This window comes from uncultured Tenacibaculum sp. (assembly GCF_947494125.1).
Taxonomy (GTDB): Bacteria; Bacteroidota; Bacteroidia; order Flavobacteriales; family Flavobacteriaceae; genus Polaribacter.
Window position 1 is genome coordinate 613,120 of sequence record NZ_CANLTU010000001.1, and the last position, 16,855, is coordinate 629,974.

Here is a 16,855-nt window from a genome sequence, read left to right on the forward strand (position 1 = left end):
GATAGGGTTTGATGGTTTTTTGTAATATTATGTATGTTGTTAGTAAATATAGTGGCATATATTAAGTAAGGACTATGGATGTTCTCATTGTGTTGATTTTTGTTCTTTTCCTAAAATCAAAGTAATAGTTCAAAGTCCTTACTTTTTAAATTTTAGTTGTATGAGGTTTAAATTAACAAAATATAAAACAATAAAAGGTACAAAGAGTGTTTTAGAGTTGGTAAGAAAAAAAACTACAGAGGCTGTTATATATAAAGATAATTTACCTTTTTTTTATGTGAATTGTTTTGATTTACAAACAGAATCAAATGTGATAATGAATAGTTTAGTTTTGTGCCAGAAACGAAAAATAGAAGAAGTAGTAAAAGAAATTGGTAAGAAAAACATGGTGAATTTATCAATACAAAAAACTCCTTTTTTAGTATTTAAAAAAACTACAGAGTATAAAGAAATAGAATTACCTCCGTTACCTATTGCCTGGTTAATTGGAAATTCTAAAAATTTAAAATAAATTGTTACTAAAAAGCCAAGGGAAGTTGAAAAGAAAAAGAACACCCCTCCCCCCGAGAGTTGCTTTATGTTTAGACTTTTTCGAAACTCTAAAGTAAAGGTTAGAAAGTTGTTATTTATAACAACTTTCTTTTATATGTACTTATTTTAAAAAGATGCACTTTTTTTGATAGCTTTTCTTATTTAATTTTTAAAAGCCATACTTAACTGTATTCGTTTTCTAATAATATCTATTTCCAAAACTTTTACATCTACATGTTGATGTAAGTTTACATGCTCGTTTACATCTTTTACAAATGTATCGGATAAATTAGACACGTGTACTAAGCCACTTTCTTTGATACCTATGTCTACAAAACACCCAAAATTAGTAATGTTGTTTACAATTCCAGGAAGTATCATACCTGTACTTATATCATCAATTGTTTTTATATGTTCATTAAAACTAAAGGCTTTTGCCTTTTCTCTAGGGTCTAACCCAGGTTTTTCTAATTCTTTTACAATATCTTGTAATGTAGGTAGTCCGAAAGAGTCTGTAACATATTGTTGTAGTTTTAGTTGTTTTAGAGCGTTAGTGTTTCCTATTAAATCAATTATTTTACTGTGAGAATCTTTAGCCATTTGTTTAACTAAATTATAACGCTCTGGGTGAACAGCAGAATCATCTAAGGGGTTGTTTCCATTTTTAACCCGTAAAAAACCAGCAGATTGTTCAAAAGCTTTACCACCTAATCGAGGTACTTTTTTTATGGAAACTCTATTAGCAAAAGCACCGTGTTCATTTCTGTAATTCACAATGTTTTCAGCGAGTTTAGGTCCTATACCAGATACATAACTTAGCAGCGAAGCACTTGCAGTATTTATGTTTACACCTACTTTATTTACACAATGTTCTACAACAGTATCTAATGATTTATTTAATTTAGATTGTTCTACATCATGTTGGTATTGTCCAACACCAATTGATTTAGCATCAATTTTCACCAATTCAGCTAATGGATCAGCCAATCTACGTCCAATAGAAATGGCACCACGTACTGTAACATCGTATGTAGGAAACTCATCACGTGCAATTTTTGAAGCTGAATAAATAGAAGCACCTGCTTCACTTATCACAAATACCTCCACATTGTTTTTAAATTTAATTTGTTTTATTAAATGTTCTGTTTCTCTTGAAGCGGTTCCATTACCAATAGCAATAGCTTCAATTTTATGCGTGTCAACTAACGAGCTAATTTTTTCGATAGCTTTGGTAGATTGATGTTGAGGCGCATGCGGATATATATTTTCGTTATGCAATAAATCACCTTGCTTATTTAAACAAACTACTTTACAACCCGATCTAAAACCAGGGTCAATAGCTAAAATTCGTTTTTCTCCTAATGGAGCTCCTAATAAAAGCTGTTGTAAATTTTTAGCAAATACAGTAATGGCACTTTCATCAGCTTTTTCTTTCGTAATACTCATTGCTTCATTGGTTAATGCAGGAAGCAGTAATCGTTTATAAGAGTCTGCAATTGCTAGTTCAATTTGATGCGTACACTCATTTTGAGAACGAATAATTCTATCTTCTATTTTTTGTAAAGTACGTTCATTATCAATTTCAATTTTAACGCGAATAAACCCTTCTTTTTCTGCACGTAAAATAGCTAGTAACCTATGGGAAGGAATACGATTTAAATTTTCCTCCCAATCAAAATAGTCTTTAAATTTCTGAGCACCTTCATCGTCTTTTTTAGTTTTAACAACTTTGGTTGAAATTGTAGCATATCGCTCTAGTTGATGACGAATGTTATTACGAACATCAGTACGTTCATTTACCCATTCAGCAATAATATGACGTGCACCTTCCAACACTTTTTCTTCAGTATCAATGGTATCATTTATGTATTTAGAGGCTGTAAACTCTAAATCGTTTACACGCTGACTCATAATCATCTTAGCCAAAGGTTCTAACCCGTTTTTACGAGCAGTTTCTGCTTTGGTTTTACGTTTCTTTTTGTACGGAAGATAAATATCTTCTAAGGTGGTGAGGTCTTCGGTTCTTTCTATTTTTTCTTTTAACTCATTGGTTAAAAGACCTTGTTCTTCAATTGCTTTTAGAATTGTAGTTTTCCTTTTTTCTAGTGCTTCAAATTGCTCTTTTAACTGAACTATTTGCCCGACTTCAACCTCATCTAAATTGCTTGTTTTTTCTTTACGATAACGTGCAATAAAAGGAACAGTACAATCTTCATTTAACAATTCGATAGTATTTTGAATTGATTTTTGAGGTATTTGAGTACGTGAAGTAATATAGGATATGAGTTGCATAGAATAATTTTGAATTAAAAAACCTCACTAAAAAGTGAGGTTCAAATATAAATAAGAGATCTTTATTTAGTAAATTTTAGAAGCTTTATATTATTTGCTTTTTTATCATAAAAAGCATAAATATAATATCCCTCTTTTTTAAATATTATATCAATAACTCCTTTATAAACTTTAAAATGACCAGTGAAGGTATCAAAAGAAATATTTTTTGAGGTAAAGTTTAATTTTTTATAGATATGTTCAAATATATTTTTTTTTGTAGGAAGGTTTATTTGATTGAAATTTTCATCTAAAACAGATTTAAATAAGTTTATTGAATTGGAATCACTATTTATATCGAATGAAAACTGAATAGGATCGAAGAAATAACTTTCATTTGTTGTTTTAGAAGTTTCACCAGAAACTCCATAAGTATGATATTTAAAAGACATTCCATTTCTTTGTCCATTAACCCCTCCTTGAAAAACAGGTTCTGAAAGATTAGTTCCATTAATATTTCCTATTTCTACGTTGTATTTATTGTTCTCTTTTTGAGCACTGATGCCTATGTTTTTGTGCCTACGAACATATTTAATAAACTCGCTAGTTTTTTTAATTCCGTCAACTGTTTTATAATTAAGTGTTTGAGTCGAAATATTGGAATTTTTAAAAGAGATTGAATCTTCACTTTAAACTTTATAACTTTTAATTGTTAAGTTTTTTTCAATATCAATGATGTTAAATTCAAGATTTTTTTTAGAAACAGCAATAGTAAAAAGATGTTTATCAAGTAAGTATGAATTTGATATTTTCTTTTTTCTTTTAACCATTTTTAATGGTTTTTGTATTTTTTTATAAGAAGTCTCATAGTCATTTAAATTAACAGTAAGTATTTGAGTATAATCAGAATTATTATCAAAAGTAAATACGATATTTTCTTCTCCTACATACATTTTTCTTTTATCTGCTGTCAATCTGATGGAGTTGGGAATTGTAGTGTTGATTTTTTTTAACTTTATCTTTTTTACCAAAAGATCAGGTAAGTTAATTTGAGTGCCAATTTTACTTATAAAGGAAATATTATTGACATTTATAATATTTCTTTTAGGTTCACCAGAATCAAAAGAATATAAATATGAATTGTTAGCTATTATGGATGAAGAAAGTAAATAAAATTTATTCTTAAAAATAATTGATTGTAAAAATGTTTCATATTCTCTTAAAAGAGTAAATTCAGTAGAATTACTTGTTTTATTTTTAAAAGAAAGTGTTATTGATTTAAATTTAGTTCGATTGTTATTAGATAAATATATTGTATAAGACCCATTATTATCTGTGATGCAGCCGAGTATAGTATTAAATTTCCTATGTTTCCCTACTTGTAATTTATATTCAATCTTGAATTCGTTATTTAAATAATAACCGTAAATGTTTTTTGAATCTGTTGTGAAAAGAGCAAGTCTTTTACCTTCTCGATCTATTTTGTAAAAAAGGTTTTTTACTTTGGAGGAAGAGCTTTGAAATTCTCCTAAGAGTTCTTGAGAAAAAATAGAACTAGTGATAAATAAAAATAGAGCAATAAAGATTTTTTTCATAACCATAAAAAATTAAAAAACCTCACTAAAAAGTGAGGTTGCGAATATACTAAAATGTTGTTTTTATTTAAGAAATAAACTCTCCGTTAATAACCTTTTCAGAAGGTTGTACAAAGGCTAATTTACCATCTGAGGTATCAGTCATTAAAATCATACCTTGACTTTCTACTCCTTTTAATTTACGAGGAGCTAAATTACAAAGTACACTTACTTGCTGACCAATAATATCTTCTGGTTTAAAGCTTTCTGCAATACCTGAAACTATTGTTCTTTTGTCTAAACCTACATCTACAGTAAGTTTTAATAATTTTTTAGTTTTTGCTACTTTTTCAGCTTCAATAATTGTTCCTACACGAATATCTAGTTTTGTGAAATCATCAAATTGAATCGTTTCTTTTTGAGGTTCCAAAATTCTATTTTCAGCTTCATTAGCCTTTTTAGTAGCTTCTAATTTTGCTAGTTGTTTTTCAATTTCTACATCTTCAATTTTAGAAAACAATAACTCAGCTTCGTTAATTTGATGATCGGTAGCAATTAAAACTTCTTTTTCAGAAACATCTTCCCAAGTTAAATTAGTATCAATATTTAAGATTGATTTTAACTTTGTAGAGCTAAACGGTAAAAAAGGTTCCGATAAAATAGCTAGTCCTGCAGCAATTTGTAATGCTACATTCATAATTGTTTTTGTACGTTCTTCATCAACCTTAATCATTTTCCAAGGCTCTTCATCGGCTAAATACTTATTACCTAAACGTGCTAAGTTCATTAATTCTTGAGAAGCTTCTCTAAAACGGTAACGCTCTATAGATTTTGCAATTACGTTGGGGAATTCTTTTAAAGTGGCTAAAGTGTCTTCATCTACTTCAGAAAAATCCCCTGCAGCTGGTACTTGTCCGCCATAATATTTGTTAGTTAAAACAACTACACGGTTTATAAAGTTACCAAAAATAGCAACTAACTCATTGTTGTTTTTTGCTTGAAAATCTTTCCAAGTAAAATCATTGTCTTTACTCTCAGGTGCATTTGCAGTTAAGGTATAACGCAATACATCTTGTTGGTTTGGAAATTCTTCTAAATACTCATGTAACCAAACAGCCCAGTTTTTAGAAGTTGATAATTTATTTCCTTCTAAATTTAAAAACTCATTCGCTGGTACATTTTCAGGTAAAATAAAATCACCATGTGCTTTTAACATTGATGGAAAAATAAGACAGTGAAATACAATATTATCTTTACCTATAAAGTGAACTAATTTTGTATCGTCTTTTTTCCAATAGTCTTCCCAGTTTTTACCTTCACGCGCTGCCCATTCTTTAGTCGCAGAAATATACCCGATAGGCGCATCAAACCAAACATACAATACTTTTCCATCAGCTCCTTCAACTGGCACAGGAATTCCCCAATCTAAATCACGTGTTACTGCACGAGGACGTAAACCATCATCAATCCAAGACTTACATTGTCCTAAAACATTAGGTTTCCAATCGTGTTTATGCCCTTCAACAATCCACTCACGTAAAAAGGCTTCGTGTTTATCTAAAGGTAAAAACCAGTGTTTAGTTTCTTTTAAAGAAGGAACATTTCCTGTAATTGCCGATTTAGGATTTATTAAGTCAGTTGCATTATGGCTCGTTCCACATTTTTCACATTGATCGCCATAACTTTCTTCATTCCCACATTTAGGGCAAGTACCAACTACAAAACGATCTGCTAAATATTGATTCGCTTCCGCATCATATAATTGTTCAGTTACTTCTTCAATAAACTCACCATCATTATATAATTTGGTAAAAAAATCTGAAGCTGTTTTATGATGTATTTCTGCAGAAGTACGTGAATAGTTATCAAAAGAAATACCAAAATCTACAAACGATTTTTTGATAATTCCGTGGTATTTATCAATAATATCTTGAGGAGTAACACCTTCTTTCTTTGCACGCATTGGTATCGCAACTCCATGTTCATCAGAACCACAAATATAGGCAACGTCTTTACCTCTTTGACGTAAATAGCGCGCGTAAATGTCACCAGGAACATAAACACCTGCTAAATGACCAATATGAATTGGTCCGTTTGTATAAGGTAATGCTGCTGTAATTGTATATCTTTTCGGTGTACTCATGTTTTTATACTAAAATTAAAGCGCAAAAGTACAAAAAAGCAATTTTTTAAACTGTTATAAATTGGGTACATTTGATAGATTTTAGACTTTAGAATCAAGAAACAAGACTTGATTATGAAAAAAAGAATATTCTTATTGTTTTCTATACTGATAATTTCATCAGTTTTTTCACAAACTCAATTTATGAAGTTAGTAACACCACCTTATTTACAAAAGGGAGATACGATTGAAATTGTAGCTCCTGCGGGTATTTTAAAAAACAGAAAGCATGTTATTGATAAAGCTAAAAGACTAGCTGAAAGTTGGGGATTAAAGGTTGTTTATGGTAAACATATGTTTAATCAGAATCATCATTTTGCAGGAACAGATGAAGAACGTTGCCAAGATTTTCAAGACGCTTTAGATAATCCGAATATTAAAGCTATTTGGTCTGCTCGTGGAGGATATGGTTCTGTTAGAATTTTAGATAAACTAGATTTTACAAAGTTTAAAGAGAATCCCAAATGGGTAATTGGATATTCTGATATTACAGCTTTTCATAATCATATTCATAACCTAGGTGTGGAAACTATTCATGGTATGATGGGCACAAGTTTACAAGATAAATTAGAAGATATTCCTAAAACCGTAGAAACATTAAGAAAAGCATTGTTTGGAGAAGAATTGGAATATAAAATAGAATCTTCTATATATAATAGAGTAGGTGAGGTAAAAGGAATATTAGTAGGAGGGAATATTGCTATTCTTACTTCTATGTTGGGATCGGATAGTCAGATGTCAACAGATGGAAAAATTCTTTTTATTGAAGAAATAGGTGAATATAAGTACTCTATTGATAGAATGTTACAGAGTTTAAAACGAGCTGGATACTTTAAAAATATAAAAGGATTTATAGTTGGTAATATGACAAAAATTAAGAAAAACACGACTCCTTGGGGAAGTTCTATTGAGCAGTTAATTATAGATGTTATTCCTAAAGAGATTCCTATTCTATTTAATTTTCCAGCAGGTCATGAACCTGATAATAGAGCTTTGATTATGGGAAGAGTTATTAAAATGGATATTAAGGAGAAAGTAGCAACTGTAAAATTTAAATAGTGGCAACACATAATGAACTTGGTGAAAAAGGAGAAAAATTTGCAGTTAAATATCTTCAAGATAATGGATATGAAATACTGGAAAGAAATTATCGTTTTTTAAAATCTGAGGTAGATATTATTGCTAAAAAACAGGATGTATTAATTGTTGTTGAAGTAAAGACGAGATCTACTAATTATTTTGGAAGTCCACAGGATTTTGTAAACCCTAAAAAAATAAAATTATTAGTAACAGCTATAGATAATTATATAATTGAAAAAGATTTAGATATTGAAGTTCAATTTGATATTATAGCATTAATAAAAAAAAGAGGTGAATTTAAAATAGAACATTTTAAAAATGCCTTTTTACATTTTTAAAAATAAAAAAACCATCTACATAGATGGTTTTTTTATTTTATTGAATTCAAATTTTAATGACCTTCAAAATATTTTTGAACATCTTCTATTTCATTAGGAACCGCAATAATTTTTTTGTTGCTATCTAAAATAAAATAACTTGGAGTTCCTAGTAGGTTATATGATCTTACAGTTTCGTTATCCCATTTATACTCAGGATGTGTTCCTGCTGCATTATGCCAATTAGGTAATGTTTTTACAAATTCGGTCCAATCTTTAAATTTATTATCAAAGTTTTCAATAGAAAAAGAAATTACAGAAGCATTTTTATGGTTGTTCATAAAACTATATAAGTTTGGAATATCTCTAACACAGTGAGGACAAGCTGTACTCCAAAAAACTAATAAATATTTATCACTATCGTTTAAAGTAGATAGTTTCATTTCTTTATCACCTTCTTTCCAAGAAAAATCTGGAGCAGTTCTACCTACAGTTGCACGCAATAAATCCAATTTCTTTTTCTTAAATTCAGCATCTTGTTGACTTTCTGGTAACTTACTATAATGCTCAGCAAATAACCAATCTACAGCTTCACCATCACGTTTGTCTGCTAAAGAGGTAATTAAGAATTCTAAAGCAGATTTTTTTAATTTTCCTTTAGGTAACTTGTCAATTACTTTATTAATGGCACCTCTCATTAACTTTCGTTGTAATTGTTTGTCTTCAGAATTGTTTAAGTAAAAAACATAATCATTTATTCTGTCAACTAAAAAAGAAGAATTAAATAAAGCGTTACTTTTAAAGTCAATATATCTAAAAAAGTTATCTCCAACTGTTGTTAAATAGTCTTCCATATTGTCAACAGGACTAGAAGGATTATATCTTTGAGAAGCTTTAATAAAGTGATGAACTAACATTCCTTCAGATTTATTTTCATAAGTTTCCTGTACGTCTTCAAGTTGTTTTACTTGTTTTCTGTACGCTTTTTTTGCATCTTTATTTTCTTCTTTAATGTAGGCTATTTGATTTTCATCTATCTTTTTTTGAACAGCTCCATATGCTTGTAAATATTTGCTATACAATTTATTTTCTCTAGATGAAGTAAAAACAACAGATTCATCTGGGAACTTAGGATTGAAAATGAATTCCACATTTTCTTTATTAAAGAAAAAATCTACAAATCCTGCACCTCTATTTCTATAAGTAGCCCTATAAGCACCTGATTGAGCAGTCTTAGGTAAGTCAAATTTAAATTTACCTAAAGCTTGTTTGTTTCCACCTACAATAACAGTATCAAACTGAATAGTTGTATTGGTTACAAATTTTTGTTTTGCTCCTTCTATTTTATATAGAATCACCCAGTTATTTTTCTCTGTTGGAGTCATTGTTCCTTTAACAGTATACTGAGCGTTAACTATAGAAGTAGCAAATATTAATAGAGCCAGTAATTTTTTCATCATTGTAATTTAAAGGGTTGTTATTAAGGTTTTAAAACTAGTCATTTACAAACTTCTTTCCAAGAAGTGTACCATTTTTATTTTTTCTTGTTTATTTTAGGGGAGTTTTTCTTAAAAGAATTAAAATATGCATATTAAAAATAAAGTTTTTTGGATAACCGGAGCCTCTTCAGGAATTGGCAAATCCTTAGCGATAGCGTTATCTAATTACGATGCAAATTTAATTTTATCTTCCAGAAATACAAAAACTTTAGAGGAAGTAAAAATACTTTGTAAAAATTCAAATAAAGTTAAGATTTTGCCAATAGATTTAGAAGATTATTCCAGTATGAATTCTAAAGTTAAAGAGGCAATTTCATTTTTTAATAAAATAGATGTTTTAGTAAATAACGGAGGAGTTAGTCAACGATCTTTAATAAAAGATACAGATATGTTAGTTGACAAAAGGTTAATGGATATTAATTATTTAGGAACTGTAGCTATAACGAAAGCACTCCTTTCTCATTTTATAGAAAGAAAAAAAGGGCATTTTGTTGTAACAACAAGCATTGTAGGTAAAATAGGAACTCCACTACGGTCTTCTTATGCAGCAACAAAACATGCATTGCATGGCTTTTTTGATAGCTTGCGAGCAGAACATTACAAGGATAATATAGCTGTTACTATAGTTTGTCCAGGCTTTGTAACAACGAACGTGTCTAAAAATGCGTTAACAGGTAATGGTACACCTCAAAATTCAATGGACACTGCTACTGCTAACGGTATAAAACCAGATCGTTTTGCTAAATTGATGATAAAAGCAATTAGAAAAAAACGAGAAGAAGTATATATAGCTGGAGCTAAAGAAAAGTTAGGTGTATATACAAAACGTTTCTTTCCTAAGTTATTATCAAAAATGATAAGAAAATTAAGTGTTACTTAGCGTTATTCAAAAAAGTTAAGTATTTCGAAATAGTTAACAATAGCATCTTTTATTAATACCGATTGTTCACCAGGTTTTAAGCTAGGAAGTTCTGTTAATGTTTTATAATGAGGCCAACCATCGTTGTCAAAAAAGTCAAATTCATAATAACCATAAGGTTCTAAAAGTTTACAGATAGCTATATGCATTAAATTTACTTTTTCATCTTTTTTAAATTTTCGATGCCCCTGACCTAATTCTTGTACCCCAATTAAGTATATAATTCCATCTACATTTAACTCATCACCATCAGCAAATTGCTGTGATAATTTTTGTACCACAAAATCCCATTTTTCTTTTAAGTTAACCTCTTTCGTCATTTGATTTTTTTTTTGAAAGCACAAAGATACAAATGAGTTATGTATATTTGAGCATAGAATTGATGCACATAATTATTTTATGAGCTCTTTTAAAATAGTTTAATTATTACTTATGAATACTTTTGATATAATTATTGCAGCGTTATTACTTTTTGGTTTCGTAAGAGGGTTAATGAAGGGGTTATTTGTTGAAGTAGCTTCATTAGTAGCTTTGGTTGCTGGAGTTTATGGAGCAATTCATTTTTCTTATTTTATTGGAGATTGGTTAAAAGATAGTGTTACTTGGGATGAAAAATACATTTCTTTAGCTGCTTTTGCTGGAACGTTTGTTGTAATAATAGTTATTATTGCTTTATTAGGAAAGGCGTTAACTAAGATTGCAGATTTTGCATCTTTAGGAATTTTGAATAAAATATTGGGAGGTGTTTTTGGTGCCTTAAAAATAGGATTGATATTAAGTGTTATTTTTATTTTCTTTGGAAAAATGAATGACACAATTCCATTTGTTTCTCAAGAAAACTTGAATGAATCTATTTTATATAAACCAGTTAAAAAAATTGCTCCAACAATATTCCCATCAATAATAAAAGATGATGAGGTTGAAGAGAAAGAAGATGAGGTAAAATAGTTTACATATATATTATTGAATTTTTACAATTAAAAAAATAAAAAAGGGAGTCTTAAGACTCCCTTTTTTATTTTTAAAAGATAATGAAATGAACTAAATCATTTCAACTTTTCCTGTAGATAAAGAATAAACTCCTCCTACAATTTTAATTTCACCATTGTCTTCCATTTCTTGTAAAATGTTACTCTTTTCACGAATACGATCCATAGTTAATTTTACATTGTTTTCAACTGTTTTGGCTACAAAAGCACTATTAGTTGAATTTGCTTCACCATCAACTTGATCAGAAGCTAATTTTGCAGCAGGAACAATATTATCTAACATTGCAGTAATATTTCCTAACTCAACTCCGTCGCAAGCAGCTTTTACTGCACCACAACTTTCATGACCTAAAACAAATACTAATTTACTTCCTGCAACAGCACAAGAATATTCCATACTTCCTAAGATGTCTACATTTTCGAAGTTACCCGCTACACGAGCTACGAAAACATCACCAATAGTTTGATCAAAAACCATTTCTACAGGTACTCTTGAGTCTATACATGATAATATTACAGCTTTAGGAAATTGACCTCCTGTTGTTTGTGCAACTAAATCTGTTACGTTTGAAGCTGTTAAATTGTTGCTAGTATAACGGTTATTTCCGTCTAATAAGTCTTGTAATACAGAACTAGGTGTTAATTCTGCTTGCATGTCTTTTGTAATAGCTACATTTCTCATAATAGTATTGTTATTTTTTAATTATTAATTTTTTATATTTTGTTTTACCCAAACTATACAATCGTCAAAAGTTTCGAAAATGTGATCCTCTGAGATTAAATCTGGAATTATATCAATACGTTCCATCATGTAGCGAGGTTGTTTTAATAAACCTACAAAAAGAACCTGTACATGTGTTCCGTTTGATTTTAAATCTTGAATCATATCTTCCATGGCATATAGCCCAGATTGATCCATATACTGCATCCTGTCTAAACGTATAATTACTGACGTTGCAGTTTTAGGAATTTGTTTTGTTAACGCTTGGAAATCGCTAGTAGATCCAAAAAACAAAGGCCCTTTAATATGCTTTACAAACAGTTTTTCTTTTAATTCTTCAGGGAAATCCTTTTCGTCTTTCCATGCTTTTTCTTTTTTCAATGATTTTACATCCGAACGTTCAGCAGTTAAATCACCAATTTTTTTCATAAACATTAATGAAGCGATCACTAAACCAATACCTACGGCATATACTAAGTTCCAGAAAGTAGAAAGAACTAATACAACTAACATAATAATTACTTCCGAGCTTACTTTAAAAGGTCCAATCTTAGCATCACGTGGTAAATTAGGTATTGCTTTTAATCCTTTATAATCCATAACCCCAATACCAACGGTAATTAAAATACCAGCTAAAACAGCTGCAGGTATTTTAGAAGCTATTGGTCCTAAACCTAATAAAATAATTAGCAACATAATACCGGCAATCATACCAGATAGTTTGGTTTTTCCTCCAGAATTTATATTTACAACGGTACGGATAGTTGCACCTGCACCAGGAATACCACCAAAAATAGATGCAATAGTATTTCCTATTCCTTGGCCAATTAATTCTTTATTTGGTTTGTGCTTTGTCTTTGTCATATTATCAGCAACTACTGATGTTAATAAAGAATCAATCGCGCCTAATAAAGATAAAGTTAAGGCTGTAAAAATATAAGGAGTAATGCTGGATATACTAAAGTTTGTAAATATCCCCATATTTGGAATAGGGAAACCACCAGGAATTTCTTCTATAGGTCGGTAGTTTAAACTAAATCCTAATGCAATTCCTGTCATAACCACTAAAGCAACCAAGGTACTTGGTACAGCTGTTGTGATACGTTTAAATCCGTAAATGATAAATATTGTTCCTAAAGCTAGTATTAATTCTAACCAATTAATGTTTTTTAGAGCTCTTGGTAGTACTTTAAAAGTACCTAAAACACCAGAGGCTTCTTTACCTGCTAAAGTTTTACTTTCTTTTAAAATATCTGCTTGTGTTGTTTTTTCAGCTCTACTAATAGTTTCTTTAAAATTTTCAAGAACTAAAATACCTTCACCTGCTTCTTCTTTTAAAATATTTTCTAAAATAACTTCTTCAGCCTGAGGTTTAAACTGTTCTACAAATTGAGTGTCTTCTTTGGCATAATAACCTACAGAAGGTAAAATTTGTGTAACCAAAATAATAACCCCAATTGCGGTCATAAATCCAGAAACCACGGGATAAGGAATATAGCGGATGTATTTTCCTAAACCTAAAACTCCCAATCCAATTTGAAATAAACCTGCTAATAAGAAAATAGTTAAAATTGTAGGTAAAGCCTTTGTAATGTCTCCGTCGTTTGCAGCTAAAATACCTGCAATAACTACCATACTTACAGCCGTCATAGGTGCGGTAGGCCCAGAAATTTGTGTATCTGTTCCTCCAAATAAAGCTGCAAAAAATGCAATAAAAATGGCACCGTATAAACCAGCACTTGGGCCTAGTCCAGAAGAAACACCAAAAGCTAAAGCTAATGGTAATGCTACAATTCCAGCTGTAATCCCTCCAAAGAGATCTCCCTTAAGATTTGAAAATAGTTTTTTCATATTTTTTGAGTTGAGTAGGAATAAATATACTAAAAAAACTGTAATTTACAGATACTCATATTCAAAATGGGTTTATTAATTTTAGTTACTTAGAAATACTGTTTATTTAATTAGCAACTACTAATGAAACATCTATTTTGCTAAGTAGTTTGTTAAATGATTTTGTAGATTTCGGTTTCACAGCCTCTCTATCTACTACTAATAAATTAACATCATTTGAATCAGTTACTTGAAACTTCTTTAATGGCTTATTAGCGTTTTCAATAATTTCATTAATAAAATCATTATTGTACTGTTGCTCTATTTCATTGTATACTCCTAATGAAATTTCATTTTCAGGTTTAAGATCGTTTTCAGAAGAGGCTATAATAATTGTTTTACCTTTCTTTTTTAAAACATGTTTACTAATCTTATCTCCTAAAGCAGCTATACCTTTATCTCTGCGTTTTCCAATTACAATAATATTCGGATTACTATCTTCTAAAAATAAATCAATTTCATTTTTAACGTTTCCAAAAGTAAAAGAAGAAGATATATCTATATTATACTTTTCTGAAAATTCAGAAACTAATTCACTAATCTCTTTATTGGTTTCAGTGAATTTTGAATTAAGAGCTCTTTTTGCTGATAATTGATTATCAGTAATTACAACTTCAGTTGGTTTTTTTACATGAAAAAAATGAATACTTGCATTCGTTTTTTTTGCCAAGCTAATAGCCGTTTTTAATAATGTTGCCGTACTATCTTTTAAATCAGATAGTACGACAATTTTATGTTTAGATGTATTCATATTAAGATGCTTTTGGTCTTAACTTAAAGAATTCGATAAAACTTGAAGGATTTTCAACGATACCTCTTTCAGAAATTAACTCAATGTCAATGTTTTTCTCTTTTGCTTTGAAAGCGAAATCTTCAAGAATCTCTACAATATCATGATCTAGGAATCTTGTTTTTCTTACATCTAATACTAAGTGTGAGTTTTCAGAAAGGTTGTCTAATTCTTTTAAAATAGCTCCCTTGTTAAAGAAAGTAACTTCTTCTGCTAAAGACATTTTTATTTTATGAACACCATTGCTTTTATCTTCAATATGTAAGAAGTGTGAGTTTTGGTAACTTTTAAACAAAATAACTACTACTCCAACTGCAAGACCTAAACCAATACCTAATAATAAATCACCTGTAATAACCATTGGTAATACAGTAGCCATAAAAGGAATAAATTGTTTCCACCCTAACTTGTACATGTTTATGAAAGTAGCTGGTTTAGCTAACTTAAACCCAACAATTAATAATATAGCAGCAAGAGCTGATAATGGAATTTTGTTTAATAATGTAGGTATTAGAATTACTGAGATTAATAATAAGATACCATGGATAATAGCAGACATTTTACCTTTACCTCCAGATTGAATATTGGCAGAACTTCTTACAATTACTTGTGTTACTGGTAAACCTCCAACTAATCCTGAAAGAATATTACCTACACCTTGCGCTAACAATTCTCTGTTTGTAGGAGTTACGTTTTTATCTGGATCTAATTTATCAGTTGCTTCAACACATAATAAAGTTTCTAAACTAGCAACAACTGCAATGGTAAAAGCAACGACCCAAACATCTTTATTTCCAATTACACCAAAATTTGGGAATGTAAATTGACTTAAAAAAGAATCAATACTTTCAGGAACAGGAACGCTTACTAATTGCTTAGCATTAATAGCTAATAATTCATTTCCTTGAGTTAAAGCAAAGAATAGTATACCAACAACTACAACCACCAAAGGACCTTGTATTAATTCGAATATTTTACCTTTTTTTGATAATACTTGTTGCCAAAGAATTAAAAGACCTAATCCTAAAACACCAACAGCTGTTGATCCAAAGCTTATAGCATCTAAAGAAAATCCTACAGCAGATTTGTCGTAACCAAAAAAGAATGGAATTTGCTTCATTATAATAATGATTCCAATACCAGTTAACATTCCTTTAATTACTGAAGATGGGAAATAATAACCAATTACTCCTGCTTTTAACACTCCAAGAATTAATTGAAAAACTCCTCCTAATACAACAGCTACTAAAAAGTTTTCAAAGCCTCCTAAGGAAGCAATAGAAGTTAATACAATAGCAGCTAAACCTGCTGCTGGTCCACTTACTCCTATTTTTGAGCCACTAATGGCTCCTACAACTGTACCTCCAATAATACCAGCTATTAAACCAGAAAATAGTGGGGCACCACTGGCTAATGCAATACCTAAACATAATGGTAATGCAACAAAAAATACTACGATACTAGCGGGTAAATCGCTTTTAATTGTTTTAAACATAGATGTGATTTTAACCTTTACGGTTATTTTAAATTATTTATAAATGAAATGTGAGTGCTGTGTTGAATGCACTTTTGAAAAAATATTTTATTACTTTCTTTTTTTAAGAGGTTTATTTAAAACGTTGATTATTAATTTCTTGTTTCAAATATGTTTTGACTTTAAAAAAGGCATAAATATGTTACTCAAGATTTGTTGTTACAATTCTTGATTATGAATAAAATATGCTAAAACATCTATCTAAGATGTTAGTAATAAATAATATTTAAGAAAATTCGGGAGGTGGAGATTCTAAACTTCTTGATATAGAATTATACTGATTTGAGATATAAGTGTTTTTCTTATCTCTACAAGGAAGTGTGTATACTGATGAAAATTCATTAGAAAAGTCGATAATCTTTATTTCGTTCTTTTCAGAATTCTCATTGTTTTCGGTATCTTCCTCTATGTCAATAATTAGTGATGATTCACAAAGCTCTTCGGTAATACTATAATACGAAGGAATAGCTACTGAGGCTAGTAGTATTATAGTAAGTAAGTATGCAAAGAGGTTTTTGCTCATTATCATTTTTTTGACGAAGAGCAAATATAAAAGAT

The 16,855-nt window shown here is 29.8% G+C and carries 16 protein-coding genes; 5 read left to right on the plus strand and 11 right to left on the minus strand.

The features are described 5' to 3' along the window. Nucleotides 1–160: 160 nt before the first annotated feature. Entirely contained in the window at nt 161–511 is a 351-nt protein-coding gene (locus tag Q0881_RS02770) for a hypothetical protein (RefSeq protein WP_299156719.1), read from the plus strand. 182 nt (nt 512–693) lie between these two features. Here the strand turns inward: Q0881_RS02770 and Q0881_RS02775 are convergent, their stop codons facing one another. From Q0881_RS02775 to metG, 4 genes are all read right to left on the minus strand, one after another. After that, a complete protein-coding gene (locus tag Q0881_RS02775) occupies nt 694–2,823 on the minus strand; it encodes a Tex family protein (protein WP_299156721.1) in 2,130 nt (709 codons plus the stop codon). A gap of 62 nt (nt 2,824–2,885) precedes the next feature. Further along, nucleotides 2,886–3,254: a hypothetical protein gene (locus Q0881_RS02780; protein WP_299156723.1), complete on the minus strand. Its 369-nt coding sequence runs from the start codon at nt 3,252–3,254 to the stop codon at nt 2,886–2,888. A gap of 237 nt (nt 3,255–3,491) precedes the next feature. Further along, nucleotides 3,492–4,397 carry a hypothetical protein gene (locus Q0881_RS02785; protein ID WP_299156725.1) on the minus strand — a complete coding sequence of 302 codons (906 nt, stop codon included), beginning with the start codon at nt 4,395–4,397 and terminating at the stop codon, nt 3,492–3,494. Between the two features lie 67 nt (nt 4,398–4,464). Further along, the gene (gene metG, locus Q0881_RS02790; RefSeq protein WP_299156726.1) at nt 4,465–6,519 is read right to left on the minus strand and encodes a methionine--tRNA ligase; all 2,055 of its coding nucleotides are present in this window, start codon (nt 6,517–6,519) and stop codon (nt 4,465–4,467) included. Between the two features lie 114 nt (nt 6,520–6,633). On the opposite strand from metG, the gene Q0881_RS02795 reads away from it, so the two are divergent. Beyond that, nucleotides 6,634–7,617, plus strand: a complete 984-nt coding sequence (locus Q0881_RS02795; protein WP_299156728.1) for an LD-carboxypeptidase — start codon at nt 6,634–6,636, stop codon at nt 7,615–7,617. Continuing rightward, complete coding sequence (locus Q0881_RS02800; protein ID WP_299156730.1) at nt 7,617–7,976, plus strand: YraN family protein; 360 nt, start codon at nt 7,617–7,619, stop codon at nt 7,974–7,976. Before Q0881_RS02795 ends, Q0881_RS02800 begins: the two co-directional genes overlap by 1 nt. Before the next feature lie 53 nt (nt 7,977–8,029). On the opposite strand, the gene Q0881_RS02805 is transcribed toward Q0881_RS02800, so the two are convergent. Further along, nucleotides 8,030–9,412 carry a redoxin domain-containing protein gene (locus tag Q0881_RS02805; protein ID WP_299156732.1) on the minus strand — a complete coding sequence of 461 codons (1,383 nt, stop codon included), beginning with the start codon at nt 9,410–9,412 and terminating at the stop codon, nt 8,030–8,032. A 127-nt stretch (nt 9,413–9,539) separates the two neighbouring features. Between Q0881_RS02805 and Q0881_RS02810 the strand changes: the two genes are divergently transcribed. Next, a complete protein-coding gene (locus Q0881_RS02810; RefSeq protein WP_299156733.1) occupies nt 9,540–10,334 on the plus strand; it encodes an SDR family oxidoreductase in 795 nt (264 codons plus the stop codon). Between the two features lie 2 nt (nt 10,335–10,336). Here Q0881_RS02810 and Q0881_RS02815 read toward each other — a convergent pair whose 3' ends face one another. Next, nucleotides 10,337–10,693 (minus strand): hypothetical protein, encoded by a 357-nt coding sequence (locus Q0881_RS02815; protein ID WP_299156735.1) that lies wholly within the window; start codon nt 10,691–10,693, stop codon nt 10,337–10,339. Nucleotides 10,694–10,805: 112 nt separating this feature from the next. Here Q0881_RS02815 and Q0881_RS02820 point away from each other — a divergent pair, with 112 nt between their 5' ends. Further along, nucleotides 10,806–11,321 carry a CvpA family protein gene (locus Q0881_RS02820; RefSeq protein WP_299156737.1) on the plus strand — a complete coding sequence of 172 codons (516 nt, stop codon included), beginning with the start codon at nt 10,806–10,808 and terminating at the stop codon, nt 11,319–11,321. Between the two features lie 93 nt (nt 11,322–11,414). Here the strand turns inward: Q0881_RS02820 and Q0881_RS02825 are convergent, their stop codons facing one another. From Q0881_RS02825 to Q0881_RS02845, 5 genes are all read right to left on the minus strand, one after another. Further along, nucleotides 11,415–12,044 carry a carbonic anhydrase family protein gene (locus Q0881_RS02825; RefSeq protein WP_299156739.1) on the minus strand — a complete coding sequence of 210 codons (630 nt, stop codon included), beginning with the start codon at nt 12,042–12,044 and terminating at the stop codon, nt 11,415–11,417. Between the two features lie 24 nt (nt 12,045–12,068). Beyond that, entirely contained in the window at nt 12,069–13,934 is a 1,866-nt protein-coding gene (locus tag Q0881_RS02830; RefSeq protein WP_299156740.1) for a SulP family inorganic anion transporter, read from the minus strand. A 106-nt stretch (nt 13,935–14,040) separates the two neighbouring features. Beyond that, on the minus strand, nt 14,041–14,724 hold the full coding sequence (locus Q0881_RS02835; RefSeq protein ID WP_299156742.1) for a universal stress protein: 684 nt from the start codon (nt 14,722–14,724) through the stop codon (nt 14,041–14,043). Nucleotide 14,725: 1 nt separating this feature from the next. Further along, on the minus strand, nt 14,726–16,258 hold the full coding sequence (locus Q0881_RS02840) for a SulP family inorganic anion transporter (RefSeq protein WP_299156744.1): 1,533 nt from the start codon (nt 16,256–16,258) through the stop codon (nt 14,726–14,728). A gap of 265 nt (nt 16,259–16,523) precedes the next feature. Further along, on the minus strand, nt 16,524–16,820 hold the full coding sequence (locus Q0881_RS02845) for a hypothetical protein (protein WP_299156768.1): 297 nt from the start codon (nt 16,818–16,820) through the stop codon (nt 16,524–16,526). Nucleotides 16,821–16,855 lie beyond the last annotated feature (35 nt).

Bases quoted from the DNA above. Each gene is read 5' to 3' on its own strand.
- Q0881_RS02770 (WP_299156719.1), top strand. From the start codon at position 161: ATGAGGTTTAAATTAACAAAATATAAAACAATAAAAGGTACAAAGAGT.
- Q0881_RS02835 (WP_299156742.1), bottom strand. From the start codon at position 14,724: ATGAATACATCTAAACATAAAATTGTCGTACTATCTGATTTAAAAGAT.
- Q0881_RS02810 (WP_299156733.1), top strand. From the start codon at position 9,540: ATGCATATTAAAAATAAAGTTTTTTGGATAACCGGAGCCTCTTCAGGA.
- metG (WP_299156726.1), bottom strand. From the start codon at position 6,519: ATGAGTACACCGAAAAGATATACAATTACAGCAGCATTACCTTATACA.
- Q0881_RS02775 (WP_299156721.1), bottom strand. From the start codon at position 2,823: ATGCAACTCATATCCTATATTACTTCACGTACTCAAATACCTCAAAAA.
- Q0881_RS02840 (WP_299156744.1), bottom strand. From the start codon at position 16,258: ATGTTTAAAACAATTAAAAGCGATTTACCCGCTAGTATCGTAGTATTT.
- Q0881_RS02780 (WP_299156723.1), bottom strand. From the start codon at position 3,254: ATGTCTTTTAAATATCATACTTATGGAGTTTCTGGTGAAACTTCTAAA.
- Q0881_RS02820 (WP_299156737.1), top strand. From the start codon at position 10,806: ATGAATACTTTTGATATAATTATTGCAGCGTTATTACTTTTTGGTTTC.
- Q0881_RS02830 (WP_299156740.1), bottom strand. From the start codon at position 13,934: ATGAAAAAACTATTTTCAAATCTTAAGGGAGATCTCTTTGGAGGGATT.
- Q0881_RS02815 (WP_299156735.1), bottom strand. From the start codon at position 10,693: ATGACGAAAGAGGTTAACTTAAAAGAAAAATGGGATTTTGTGGTACAA.
- Q0881_RS02795 (WP_299156728.1), top strand. From the start codon at position 6,634: ATGAAAAAAAGAATATTCTTATTGTTTTCTATACTGATAATTTCATCA.
- Q0881_RS02785 (WP_299156725.1), bottom strand. From the start codon at position 4,397: ATGAAAAAAATCTTTATTGCTCTATTTTTATTTATCACTAGTTCTATT.
- Q0881_RS02805 (WP_299156732.1), bottom strand. From the start codon at position 9,412: ATGAAAAAATTACTGGCTCTATTAATATTTGCTACTTCTATAGTTAAC.
- Q0881_RS02845 (WP_299156768.1), bottom strand. From the start codon at position 16,820: ATGAGCAAAAACCTCTTTGCATACTTACTTACTATAATACTACTAGCC.
- Q0881_RS02825 (WP_299156739.1), bottom strand. From the start codon at position 12,044: ATGAGAAATGTAGCTATTACAAAAGACATGCAAGCAGAATTAACACCT.